Source organism: Streptomyces sp. NRRL WC-3618, from assembly GCF_001280005.1.
Classification (GTDB): Bacteria; Actinomycetota; Actinomycetes; order Streptomycetales; family Streptomycetaceae; genus Streptomyces.
This window is the reverse complement of sequence record NZ_LGDW01000486.1, coordinates 21,370-33,359: the sequence shown is the minus strand read 5'-3', so window position 1 is coordinate 33,359 and position 11,990 is coordinate 21,370. Positions and strand designations below refer to the sequence as shown.

Here is an 11,990-nt window from a genome sequence, read left to right as displayed (position 1 = left end):
GGCTTCCCCCCCCCCCCCTCCACCCCCCCCCCCCCCCCCCCCCCCCGCCCCCCCCCCCCGGGCCCTCGCGCCCTCCCGCGCCCGGGCCCGCCGTACGGCCTTCCTGCCGCAACGCGACCCCGACGCCCGCGGCCGCACCCGCCCCCGCGCCCCCGGACCCGCCCTCCCGGCGACCACCGCGTAGGGCACAGCACCGAGCACAGCGCCGGCAGCTGACATCCCCGCGCGCGGGTCGTCATACCGATCTCCGATTCCCCACGCATACACGCGTGCACGCATCCGCGTAGCAGCGCGTCCGCGTGTCCATGGAATCTCCGGTACGACGAGACCCCCGGAGGGCTCACCCACCCATGTCCACCTTCCTGTCCGCGTTCGCGAGCCTGGTCGAGCAGCTCGCCGATCTGCTCCAGCCCCTCTTCCACGGCTCCTCGGCCGCCGCCGCGATCATCCTGTTCACCGCGTTCGTACGACTCCTCGTGCACCCCTTGTCCCGCGCGGCGGCGCGGGGTCAGCGGGCGCGCGCCGTGTTGCAGCCCAGGGTCGCCGAGCTGCGGAAACAGCACGCGAAGGACCCCAAGAAGCTCCAGCAGGCCGTCATGGCGCTGCACGCCGAGGAGAAGGTCTCCCCGCTGTCGGGATGCCTCCCGAGCCTGTTCCAGCTGCCCGCCTTCTTCCTGCTCTACCACCTCTTCTCCAACCGGGAGATCGGCGGCCGGACCAACGACCTGCTCACCCACCAGCTGCTCGCCGCGCCGCTCGGCGAACGGTGGGCCGACGCGCTCGGCGGGGACGGGATCTTCGGGGCCGCCGGGCTCGTCTACCTCGGCCTGTTCGTCCTGGTCGGCGCCGTCGCCACCTTCAACTACCGGCGCATGAAGCTGATCATGGCGGCCAACCCGCCGTCGGTGAGCGTCGGCGGCGAGGCGCTGCCCGGCCTCGCCTCCGCCACGAAGTTCGCGCCCTTCATGTCCTTCCTCACGCTCTTCTCCGTGGCCGTGATGCCGCTGGCCGCCGCGCTGTACATGGTGACCAGCACGACCTGGAGCGCCGTCGAGCGGGCGGTGCTGTACCGCTGGCAGCTCACGCCCCAGGCCGGTTCCCGACCCCTCACCCAGTCCAGTACGTGAACCGCTATTGCGGACCGGGCGTCCAGCTTGGACGATCGACCAGTCCTCCGATGAATGGTGACCCCCTCGTCTGACGATGAACGTGAACGATGACCGAGGATGTGACCGGGGGACGTAACAGAAAGCCAGAGGGAGAGAGCGACCATGAAGCTGCTGCGAGTCGGTACGGCGGGGTCGGAGCGGCCCGCGCTGCTCGACGCCGAGGGAACCCTGCGGGACCTGTCGGGGGTCGTCGCGGACATCGACGGGGCGCTGCTCGCCGACGACGCGGCACTCGCCCGGATCCGGGCCGCCGCCGACGCCGGTGAGCTGCCCGCGCTGGACGAGACCGGGCTGCGGATCGGGCCGCCGCTGAAAGGCGTCGGCAAGATCGTGTGCATCGGGCTCAATTACCACGACCACGCCCGCGAGACCGGCGCCGAGCCGCCCACCGAGCCGGTGATCTTCTTCAAGGCGGCGGACACCATCGTCGGGCCCTACGACACGGTGCTCGTGCCCCGCGAGTCGAAGCAGACCGACTGGGAGGTGGAACTCGCGGTCGTCATCGGACGTACCGCCCGCTACCTCGGCTCGCACGAGGAGGCCCTCGCGCACGTCGCCGGGTACGCGGTCGCGCACGACGTCTCCGAGCGCGAGTTCCAGCTCGAGCGAGGCGGGACCTGGGACAAGGGCAAGAACTGCGAGACGTTCAACCCCCTCGGGCCCTGGCTGGTGACCGCGGACGAGGTGCCGGACCCGCAGGCTCTCGGACTGCGGCTGTGGGTGAACGGCGAGCGGAAGCAGAACGGCACGACCGCCGAACAGATCTTCGGGGTCGCCGAAGTCGTGCGGTACGTCAGCCAGTTCATGACCCTGTACCCGGGTGACATCATCAACACGGGTACGCCGGCGGGCGTCGCGCTGGGTGAGCCCGAGCCCAAGCCGTTCCTTCGGGCCGGGGACGTGGTCGAGCTGGAGATCGAGGGGCTCGGGCGGCAGCGTCAGGTGTTCAAGGACGCGTGAGCGCTCCGCTGGGGGCGGGGGACGCGGGTGCGGGGGATTCGGGTGCGGGTCCGGTGGGGGCTTGTCGCGCGGTTCCCCGCGCCCCTGAAGCGGCGCTGCGCGCCTGCTCAGGGTGCGGGTCGGTGGCCCTGGCCTCCCTTGCCACCGACGTGATCAGCTCCCGCAGTCTCGCCACGTACAGGCGCATGTTCTTCTCCGCCACGTCCGTGTCCGGGTAGCGGGCCGCGAACTGGAGGCCCTCGTGGAGGCGGGTGATCCAGGCGCACACCTGGTCGCCGTACGACACGCGGATCAGGCCGTACGCCTTCAGGTCCTCCCACCTCTCCGAGCCCGCGATGTCCCGGGTGTCGACGAACGAGACGATCGAGTACAGGTCCGGCGAGGTGGGCCGGAAGTCGGAGCCCAGCAGCTTCAGCACCCGGGCGATCGGCATCCTCGACAGGGGCCGCTTCGCCCGCAGCGAGGTGCGGACCAGGTCCAGGGCGCCGTCGAAGTCCGACACCTGGCCCACCGGGATCTCGAGCGGCGCGCCGCCCACGTACCAGCCCACCGAGTCCGACCACTCGGACCTGGCCCGGGTATGGAAGGGCACGACGGTGCGGTACACCTGCTGGCCGCTGATCTCCCGCACGATGAGGGCGGTCGCCGCGAGAACGCCGACCATGCTGCCGCCGTACGGACGGCAGTACGCCTCGAACGCCGCCGCATCCGTGTCGTCCGTGAGCCACTCCCGCATCAACTTCTGTGTGGGCAGCGGCCCTTCGGGGTCGAGGCCGAGGTCGACGGGGAAGTTCGGCAGCTTGCCGTCGCACCGGGCGATGAACTTCCGCCACTCGGCGACGATCGAGTGCGTCTCGTCGATGCCGTCGGCGTGCGTCCGCTCGCTCGCGCAGAAGTCGACGTAACTGGCGACCGGCGCGGTGTCCACCGCCGTGGCGTCGAGGCCTGCGGTGTAGAGCTCGTGGACCTCGTGGGCGATGCGGAAGATCGAGTACGAGTCGACATTGGTGTGGTCGAACGCCATGTACACGCTGGTGCTGTCGTCCCTGACGACCGCGCTGTAGATGAAGTTCGGCCAGGTCAACGCGTCCGCCGCGATGTCGAACCGATCCTGCAGAAAGCGCGGCAGCGCGGCCCCGTCCGCGAACACATCGGCGTCCTCGCGGTGCAGGACGACGGCGTCGGGGGCGAGGGTGAAGCGCCGCAGCTCGTCATGAGGAGAGCCGGGGGCGTCGGGGGAGGCGAGTGGGCCCTTCGCCCAGCGGAAACCGCTGCGCAGCGTCTCGTGCCGCAGCGTCCAGGTCCGCAACGCCTCCTGGAGGACGTCGAGATCGACCCGCCCGGGGATGTCGAACGCCGTGCCGAGCCAGGTCGGCACGAACAGGCCGTCCTCGCGTACCGTTCGCGCGGTCCTGACGTGGGCCTCCTGTACGTACGCGGGTGGGCGGGCGTCGTCCGGCAGTTCGGCCACGCTGTCGACGGTCGTCGGATGCAGGGTCCAGGTCACGAGCCGTCCGGGCCGGATCTCGCAACGGTGGATATCGGTCAATCGCACGGGACTTCTCCGTTCGCATGCGTGTCACCGGGCTCCTGGATCCCGCTCGATGACACGTGCAGACAAACGAGCGGACGCATCCCGAGGAAACGCCACCGCTTCGGGGCCCGCGCAGATCCCCTCCAGTCCCTTACGTCTCTCTCACGTCTCCCGGGCCTCTCCCAGGCCTCTCCCAGGCCTCTCCCGGTCACTTCAGGAGGTCGGCCAGGCGGCGCCAGCTGTCGCGGGGGAGGGCCTCCCTGGGCCAGTCCCCGAGGAGCTGCAGGGTGACATGGTCCGCGCCCGCCGTGTGGAAGGCGTCGATCCGCTCGCGGATCCGGTTCTCGTCGCCCCACGCGAACACCGCGTCGATCAGACGGTCGCTGCCCCCGGCCGTGAAGTCGTCCTCGGTGAAGCCGATGCGCAGGAAGTTGTTGGTGTAGTTCGGCAGGGTCAGATAGAGGGCGAGGGTGGAACGGGCGGTCGTGCGGGCCCGGTCCGGATCCGCGTCCAGTACGACCTTCAACTCCGGTGCCAGCAACGGGGTTTCGCCCAGTGCCGCGCGGGCCTGCGCGGTGTGCTCGGGGGTCACGAGGTACGGGTGCGAGCCTGCGGCGCGGTCCCGCGACAGCTCCAGCATCTTCGGGCCGAGCGCGGCCAGCACCCGGCGCTCGGCGGGCTGCCCTGCCGCGTCCAGGACGTCGAGGTACTCGACCATCGAGGCGTACGGACGACGGTACCGTTCCGCGAACCCGGCGTGACTCACCCCGAGGCCGAGCAGGAAGCGGCCGGGGTGGGTCGCTTCCAACTTCGCGTAACCGGACGCCGTTTCGGCGGCCTCGTAGTCCCAGATGCTCTGGATACCGGTCGCCACGACGAGCCGCGAGGTCGCCTCGACGAGCGGAACGGCGTGCCGCAGGCCCGGGCTGCCGCCCAACCAGAGGGCGCCAAAGCCCAGTTCCTCCAGTTCGGCGGCGGTCTCGGCGCGCTCGGTGAGGCCGGCGGGGTCCTCCGAACGCAGCCCGAAACTCCAGATGCCGTACCGCCCGACGGTTGCCTTCAGTGAGCTGACCTGCGAGACGCTGACCTGGTTCATCGGTTCTGTTTCCCTCTGAGTCCGGATGCCATGCCGTACCGTGCATCCGAGAAACGGAGGGTCCCTCGGGTTAATTCCCGGCGCGCGCGACCCCTGGCTTCCTCGACTCCCGCCACCGACTCTCGCCGACGACTCCCTCTACACCTTGAGGAACGTCTCCAGCGCCTCCACCACCAGTCGGTGGTCCTGGAGTTGGGGCAGTCCCGACACCGTCACCGCCCCGATCACGCCGACGCCCTCGACCGTGATCGGGAACGAGCCGCCGTGGGCCGCGTAGGTGTCGGGGTCGAGGCGCGAGTCCGCCTCGAACGTCGTGCCCTTGGCGCGGAACCGGGCGCCCACCAGGTAGGAGGGCGCGCCGTAACGCTCCACGACCCGGCGCTTGCGGTCGATCCAGGCGTCGTTGTCGGGGGTCGAGCCGGGCAGGGCGGCGTGGAAGAGCTGCTGACCGGCCCGGTGGATGTCGACGGCCACCGGCGCCTGCCGCTCCCGCGCCAGCTCCACCAGCAGCGAACCCAGCGTCCACGCGTCGTCGTGCGAGAACTCCCGGAACACCAGGTGCCGTTGCTGCGCTTCGAGTTCCTCGATGCTCGGGGTGAGTTCGGGCGCGATGCGCGGCCCGAGGGACGGCTGTCCGGTCGCCTTGTGGCCGTGGTGCTGACTGGTCATCGCAGGGTCACCGTCACCTTCTCGTTCGCGGAACGCCGGGCCGCTTCCAGTACGTCCAGCGCGGCTGCCGCCTCCAGCGCGGTCACCGGGTTGGGGCCGCCGTCGCGCAGGGCCGCGGCGATCGCAGAGTAGTACTTCTCGTACGCCCCCGGCAGTGTCGGCTCGGGCCGCCCACCGCCCGTGAGCGGGGACTCTCCGGCCCCGACCCGCCCCCACATGCTCTCGGGTTCGAGCCCCCACCCCGCGTCCCCGGGCCGCCCGCCCTCCCGCAGGGCGCCCTCCTGCGGATCGAGGCCGTACTTCACGTACCCGGCCCGCGAGCCCAACACCCTGAAGCGCGGCCCGAGTTGTGCGGTGGTCGCGGAGACGTACAGATGCGTGCGGACGCCGCTGGTGTGGGTGAGTGCGAGGAACGTGTCGTCGTCGGTCTCGGCGCCCTGGCGGCGGATGACCGTCTCGGCGTACACGGAGTCGACGGGGCCGAAGAGGACGAGTGCCTGGTCGACGACGTGGCTGCCGAGGTCGTACAGCAGTCCGCCGAACTCCGCCGGGTCGCCGGACTCGCGCCAGCCGCCCTTGGTGTGCGGGCGCCACCGCTCGAACCGCGATTCGAACCGCCATACGTCACCCAGCTCGCCCTCCGCGAGCAGTTTGCGCAGGGTGCGGAAGTCGTGGTCCCAGCGGCGGTTCTGGAAGACGGGGAGGAGCAGTCCCCGCCGGTCGGCGAGGGCGGCGAGCTCGCGCGCCTCGGCCGCCGTGCCCGCGACCGGCTTGTCGACCACGACGGGCAGGCCGGCCTCGAGGGCGGCGGTCGCGAGCGGGACGTGCGTCTTGTTCGGGGACGCGACGACGACGAGGTCCAGCTCACCGGCGCGGGCGAACAGCTCGTTCGGGGTGCCGGCGATCCGTACGTCCGGGAAGGCGGCGCGGGCCCGCGCCTGCCGCTCCGGGTTCCCGGTGACGACGGTGTCGAGGACGAGGCTCCCGGTGGCGGCGATCAGCGGGGCGTGGAAGACGGAGCCCGCGAGGCCGTAGCCGACGAGGCCGACGCGCAAGGGTGTGCCGGGTGTCCCGGATGTGCCGGTGATTCCAGTCGTGCCAGTCGTACCAGTCATGCCGTCCACTTTCGCAACGCGGTTGCCGAAGCGCAAAAACCCCGTGAGGCCGGCCGCCCCGCGCTGCGATCCTTCAGCCCATGACCGCACGCAACCGGCGCAGACGCCCCAGACGAAAACTTCCCCGGCACCGGGCCTGGCCGCTGACCACCACCGACGTCAACGATTCGCTGGGGGAACTCGCCGTCCACGTAAGGGAGTTGAGTTTCCTCACCGGGCACGACAGCGGGACGATCGTGCTCGGAGCCCGCTGGTTCGCCCCCGAGTCCCGCACCCACGGCGGAGGCGTCCACCCGGACAGCGTCGGCTTCTATGTGGACGTCCACCCGGTCGACGCGGCCGAGCGGGCCGCGATCCGCGCCGTCCTGAAGGAGACCGCCCTCCCGCAACTCCACGCCTGGATCACGCACGGCCTCACCGCCCCCGAGACCTGGCGCCAGACCTCCCACCTCCACTACTGGCGCCTCGCCGACGGCCACCTCGCCCACACGGACGAGCCGGCGTGAGCGGCTGAGCCACCGCCGCGTCCGTCGCGTGCGCCGCGTCCGCCGTGTCCGCCGCATCCGTCGCGTCCGCTGATCGGGCGCATTCGCGGGCCCGTTCGGGGCGTAGCCCCAGCCGCTCCGGAGCGGTGCCGCCCGCCGACGCAGCCTCCCCGGCATGGTCATGTGTTCATGCGACTGTGTAACTGCGTCACCACGACTGTCACCGCATCCGTCACCGCCACCGTGACAGCCGCCCTGCTCGCCACCCCGGGAGCCCTGTCCGTCCCCGCGCACGCGGCCGGCTGCGAGGCCGACACTCCCACCGAGGGCGCCTTCCCCCTCACCACCCGCATCCACGGCGGCCCCGCCGCCTACGAAGCCGGCGGTGAGCTCCGGACCTGGCGGCTCGACCTCACCAACAACACCACCCGCACCTGCACGGACATCCACCCCGTCCTCGTACTCGTCGACGAGCGCCGCGCCCTGACGACGGCTCAGCCGCGCCTGCAGTTCTACGACGGGCACCGCCCCCGCCCCTACCCCGTGCGGTTCGAGGCCACGGACGCCGACGAGACCATCGGGGTCTTCGACGGCGACGGGTTTGCCGGGTTCACCGTCGGGCCGGGGCGGACCGTCTCCGTCGAGGTGCGGCTCGCGATCGGCGCCGGAGCGGTGCCCAACGAGGTCGTCGCCAACGCCGCCGTCATCCAGCGGCACGCCGACGACGGCGACTGGGTCGGCCAGTCCAACGACTACCGCTTCCGCGTCGTCGCCCCCACCGCCACCGACCCGGCGTCGGCCGCACCCGTTCCCGCGACACCCGTACCCGCGACACCCGTTCCCGCGTCCCCCGGACCCGCGTCACCTGTACCCGCGTCACCTGTACCCGCGTCACCCCCAGCCGGGACACCCGTACCCGGCGTACGGGACGGGCCGACGCGCACCGGTGAGCTCGCCGGGACCGGTCGGCGCGCGGCGGCCCTCCGCCTCGCGGGCATCGCGTTCGTGTTGCTGCTGACCGGCGGCGGTGTCGTGCTGCTCGCCCGGGTCCGAGGCGTGGGACGGACCTGAACCGGCCATTCCCCCAAGATCCGGCCTGTGACAGGCTGTGCGCACGCGGCATCTCGTACGCGTGTACGGCAACGCAGAACGCGATGCAGGAGCAGGAGACGGACATGGCAGACCGCAAGCCCATCGACTCGTGGCTCACCGACATGGACGGTGTGCTCATTCACGAGGGCGTGCCGATCCCCGGCGCCGAGGACTTCATCAAGAAGCTGCGCGAGTCGGGCAAACCGTTCCTGGTGCTCACCAACAACTCGATCTACACCCCGCGCGACCTGCACGCGCGGCTGCGCCGCATGGGCCTGGAGGTACCCGTCGACAACATCTGGACGTCGGCGCTCGCCACCGCCAAGTTCCTCGACGACCAGCGCCCCGGCGGCACGGCCTACGTCATCGGCGAGGCCGGCCTGACCACCGCCCTGCACGACATCGGGTACATCCTCACCGACCACGAGCCCGACTACGTCGTCCTCGGCGAGACCCGCACCTACTCCTTCGAGGCCATGACCAAGGCCGTACGTCTGATCGAGGGCGGCGCCCGTTTCATCGCCACCAACCCGGACGAGACCGGGCCCTCCACCGAGGGCCCGCTGCCCGCGACCGGTGCTGTCGCCGCGCTGATCACCAAGGCGACCGGCCGCAAGCCGTACTTCGCGGGCAAGCCCAACCCCCTGATGATGCGGACCGGGCTGAACGCGATCGGCGCGCACTCCGAGACCAGCGCGATGATCGGCGACCGCATGGACACCGACGTACTGGCGGGCATCGAGGCCGGTATGCAGACCTTCCTGGTGCTCACCGGCCTGACCGGACCCGACCAGGTCGAGAACTTCCCGTACCGCCCGTCCAAGATCGTCAACTCCATCGCGGACCTCGTCGACCGCGTCTGAACCCGCCCGATCACGGATCCTCCTCCCCCGCCGCCAAACCCTCCGCAACCCGTACGGAGCAGCCGCCCCCGCTCCGGAGATGCGGACCGGCGCCGGGAGGAGGAGTCTCCAGATGTCTGGAGGTTCACGATGGGTTCCATTCGACTCACTCTCTGTGCAGGTGCCGTGGTCGCCGCCGCACTCACCGCCGTGCCCGTGGCGTACGCGGCCGGCGGGGGCGTCACGGTGATCCCGGGATCCCCGGTGCCCGGCACCGACGTACGGCTGGTCGTCCGCGGCTGTACGGGGAAGACGGGTACCGCGAAGTCCGAGGCGTTCGTCGCCGATGTGCTGCTCGCCGCGCAGGGGCAGGACGGGGCGCTCGTCGGCGGGTCCCGCGTCCGCTCCACGCTCGCGCCGGGCACGTACGACGTCACGGTCGGCTGCGACGGGCACCACGGCAAGGTCAAGGGCGTGATCGCCGTGGTCGCGAAGGGCGGGGACCACGCGGACCGCGCGGACCAAGGGGCCGGAAAGCCGCCCCCCGCCCGTCCCCCCGGCGATCCCTCAGGCCCACCACCCACGCGCGCCGCCGCCTCGCCCGTCGCTCCCGTGCCCGCCGGTGGTGGCGGCGCGGCGGAGGAACTGGCCGCCGCCGAGCGCTTCGCCCATGACGCGCGGGGCGCCGGTCCCGGCACCCGGCAGACCGTGGTCGGGCTGGTTCTCGCGGGTGTGGCGGCGGTCGTCGTGGCGGTGCGCGGGTTCCGGGGTGTCCGCCGGGGCCGGGGGAGGGACTGAGCCGTCATGCCCGACGACGACCGCGAACGCCCCGCCGGCACCGGGCGCCTGACCATGGGCGTGGCCTGGGCGCTGCTGCTCCTCGGGCTGTGGCTGTGGGGCCGCGAGGTGACCGACGTACGCCACGGCATATCCGCGCCGACCACCGGTGACATCGCCGCCGTGGGCCGTCCCCCGGATCCCGAACTCCCGCCCGCGCACGAGCCGTTGAAGGGCGCCCTGCCGCAGCGCGTGGACATACCCGAACTGGGTGTGCAGGCCCCGGTGGTGGTCCGCGGCCTCGACCGGCGCGGCGCGGTCGATCCGCCGCCCTTCGACCAGGCGGGCGTCGTGGGCTGGTACGGATCCGGCACCCGGCCCGGCGCCGCCGGTACCGCTCTCCTGGTCGGACACGTCGACACCGAGACCCGCCCCGCCGTCTTCTACAAGGTCAGCACCTTGCGGCCGGGCGCGACGATCCGCGTCACCCGCGCCGACGGCAAGGTCGCCGAGTTCACCGTCGACGACGTCCGGGTCCTGCCGCGAGAGCGCTTCGACGCCCAACAGGCGTACGGAACACGGCAGTCGGGCCGCGCGGAACTCCGGCTCATCACCTGCGGCGGTACGTTCGACCGGGCCACCCGCACCTACACGGCGAACGTGATCGTGTCGGCGTACCTGACGGGCACGGCCGCCTGAACCCGGCCCGCGCTCTCCACCCTGCCCGGCCGACGACCCGCTTTTCCCCCCCAAGAGCCGTCGACCGGGCTGGTCCTCGACCGCGCGCGCTCGGGTTGCGGGAGTAACCCGGCGACCGGCGCGGGAGGTTCTGGGCCCGCCCCCGAAAAACGCGGACGGTGAACTATTGGCCCAGGCCTGGGGCCGTCTGGGACGACTGTAGAACGGATGTGCGTCCAGGCCTAGAGGGCATTGACGCCAAGTCCTCGTCCAGTGGCTCTGAGTTATCCACGCAGGTAGTAGATAGTTCTACGACCTGTTCCCCCGACGCTGCTCAGGCCCCGCCGCGCAGCCCCTGAGCAGCGCCGGCACCCTGCCCGAACACGCTGTAACAGCTGACCGACAAGGCGCGGGCGACCTCGTGGCCACCCGTCCACCTATGTCAGGATTGAGGCTTACGCCACTGCATCCAGGGGGGCCAGGACAGTGCACCCGAGGGGGAGTTCGATGTTCGGCAGTAAGGGGGCGCCCTGGGGGAGGGCGTCCGCGGCGGTGCTGGGGGCGGCACTGCTGCTCACCGGTTGTTCCTCCTCCGGCAAGGGGGACGGCGACGACCCGGCCAAGGGGGCGGACGCCAGAATCACCCAACAGCCCAAGGGGACCAACCCGTTCTGGGTCAACCCCGACGGCAACGCGGCGGAACAGGTCGCCGCGTACGTCAAGAGCGACAAGACGACGGACGCCGAGCAGATCCGGAAGATCGCCGAACAGCCGACCGGCGAGTGGATCAGCCCGGAGAACCCCGAGGCGGAGGCCCGCGGCTTCACGGAGGCCGCGCAGAAGGCGGACCGCGCAGCCCTCCTCGTCCTCTACAACATCCCGCACCGCGACTGCGGCCAGTACTCCAGCGGAGGCGCCGCCGACGGCGACAGCTACCGCGCCTGGATCGACGCCGTCGCCAGAGGCATCGGTGACCGCGCGGCCACGGTGATCCTGGAACCGGACGCCATCCTCCACGTCGTGGACGGCTGCACCCAGGCCGCGTTCCACGAGGAGCGGTACGACCTGCTGCGCGGCGCGGTCGACACGCTGTCGGCGCTGAAGAACACGAAGGTGTACCTGGACGCGGGGAACGCGGGGTGGGGACACCCCGACCAGATCTTCGAGCCGCTCCGGCGGGCGAACATCGAGAAGGCGGACGGGTTCTCCGTCAACGTGTCCAACTTCTACTCGACGGCCGATTCCATCGCGTACGGCAAGCAGTTGTCGTCGAAGGTGGGCGGCAAGCACTTCGTGGTGGACACGTCCCGCAACGGCAACGGCCCCTACACGCGCGGCAAGCCGGACGAGAACTGGTGCAACCCTCCCGGGAGGGCGCTCGGGGAGCCGCCGACCGTGAAGACGGCGGACCCGCTCGTCGACGCCTACCTCTGGGTCAAGCGACCCGGGGAGTCCGACGGGGAGTGCAAGGGGGGGCCCAAGGCGGGGGAGTGGTGGGCGTCTTATGCGTTGCAGCTCGCGAAGAGCAGTGGGTGACCAAGGGGGTGGCGGGTTCTGTGCTGTGTCGGCTGCG

13 protein-coding genes are annotated in these 11,990 nt (G+C 71.4%); 9 read left to right on the top strand and 4 right to left on the bottom strand.

Annotated elements, in window-relative coordinates; translation table 11 throughout:
- From ADL01_RS47975 to ADL01_RS38615, 3 genes are all read left to right on the top strand, one after another.
- Positions 1-184: DUF6412 domain-containing protein (locus ADL01_RS47975; protein WP_420719785.1), on the top strand; the 184-nt coding region annotated here is incomplete at its 5' end.
- 166 nt (positions 185-350) lie between these two features.
- The gene (locus ADL01_RS38620; protein WP_078961025.1) at positions 351-1,127 is read left to right on the top strand and encodes a YidC/Oxa1 family membrane protein insertase; all 777 of its coding nucleotides are present in this window, start codon (positions 351-353) and stop codon (positions 1,125-1,127) included.
- Positions 1,128-1,271: 144 nt separating this feature from the next.
- Positions 1,272-2,129, top strand: a complete 858-nt coding sequence (locus ADL01_RS38615; protein ID WP_053746753.1) for a fumarylacetoacetate hydrolase family protein — start codon at positions 1,272-1,274, stop codon at positions 2,127-2,129.
- On the opposite strand, the gene ADL01_RS38610 is transcribed toward ADL01_RS38615, so the two are convergent.
- From ADL01_RS38610 to ADL01_RS38595, 4 genes are all read right to left on the bottom strand, one after another.
- Positions 2,116-3,684 (bottom strand): condensation domain-containing protein, encoded by a 1,569-nt coding sequence (locus tag ADL01_RS38610; RefSeq protein WP_053746752.1) that lies wholly within the window; start codon positions 3,682-3,684, stop codon positions 2,116-2,118. The two genes, ADL01_RS38615 and ADL01_RS38610, sit on opposite strands and share 14 nt — an antisense overlap.
- A gap of 187 nt (positions 3,685-3,871) precedes the next feature.
- Entirely contained in the window at positions 3,872-4,759 is an 888-nt protein-coding gene (locus tag ADL01_RS38605; RefSeq protein WP_053746751.1) for an LLM class F420-dependent oxidoreductase, read from the bottom strand.
- Positions 4,760-4,897: 138 nt separating this feature from the next.
- Positions 4,898-5,428: a heme-degrading domain-containing protein gene (locus tag ADL01_RS38600; RefSeq protein ID WP_053746750.1), complete on the bottom strand. Its 531-nt coding sequence runs from the start codon at positions 5,426-5,428 to the stop codon at positions 4,898-4,900.
- Positions 5,425-6,543 (bottom strand): Gfo/Idh/MocA family oxidoreductase, encoded by a 1,119-nt coding sequence (locus ADL01_RS38595; protein WP_053746754.1) that lies wholly within the window; start codon positions 6,541-6,543, stop codon positions 5,425-5,427. Before ADL01_RS38595 ends, ADL01_RS38600 begins: the two co-directional genes overlap by 4 nt.
- Before the next feature lie 80 nt (positions 6,544-6,623).
- Here ADL01_RS38595 and ADL01_RS38590 point away from each other — a divergent pair, with 80 nt between their 5' ends.
- The 6 genes from ADL01_RS38590 to ADL01_RS38565 all read left to right on the top strand — a co-directional run bounded on the left by ADL01_RS38590 (position 6,624) and on the right by ADL01_RS38565 (position 11,953).
- Positions 6,624-7,049 carry a hypothetical protein gene (locus tag ADL01_RS38590; RefSeq protein ID WP_053746749.1) on the top strand — a complete coding sequence of 142 codons (426 nt, stop codon included), beginning with the start codon at positions 6,624-6,626 and terminating at the stop codon, positions 7,047-7,049.
- A gap of 168 nt (positions 7,050-7,217) precedes the next feature.
- Positions 7,218-8,099, top strand: coding sequence for a hypothetical protein (locus ADL01_RS38585; RefSeq protein WP_053746748.1), 882 nt, complete (start codon positions 7,218-7,220; stop codon positions 8,097-8,099).
- Between the two features lie 104 nt (positions 8,100-8,203).
- Positions 8,204-8,983 carry an HAD-IIA family hydrolase gene (locus tag ADL01_RS38580; protein ID WP_053746747.1) on the top strand — a complete coding sequence of 260 codons (780 nt, stop codon included), beginning with the start codon at positions 8,204-8,206 and terminating at the stop codon, positions 8,981-8,983.
- Between the two features lie 129 nt (positions 8,984-9,112).
- Positions 9,113-9,760: a hypothetical protein gene (locus tag ADL01_RS38575; RefSeq protein ID WP_053746746.1), complete on the top strand. Its 648-nt coding sequence runs from the start codon at positions 9,113-9,115 to the stop codon at positions 9,758-9,760.
- Between the two features lie 6 nt (positions 9,761-9,766).
- The gene (locus ADL01_RS38570) at positions 9,767-10,438 is read left to right on the top strand and encodes a class F sortase (protein ID WP_053746745.1); all 672 of its coding nucleotides are present in this window, start codon (positions 9,767-9,769) and stop codon (positions 10,436-10,438) included.
- Positions 10,439-10,924: 486 nt separating this feature from the next.
- Complete coding sequence (locus ADL01_RS38565) at positions 10,925-11,953, top strand: glycoside hydrolase family 6 protein (RefSeq protein WP_053746744.1); 1,029 nt, start codon at positions 10,925-10,927, stop codon at positions 11,951-11,953.
- The last annotated feature ends 37 nt before the right edge of the window (positions 11,954-11,990 follow it).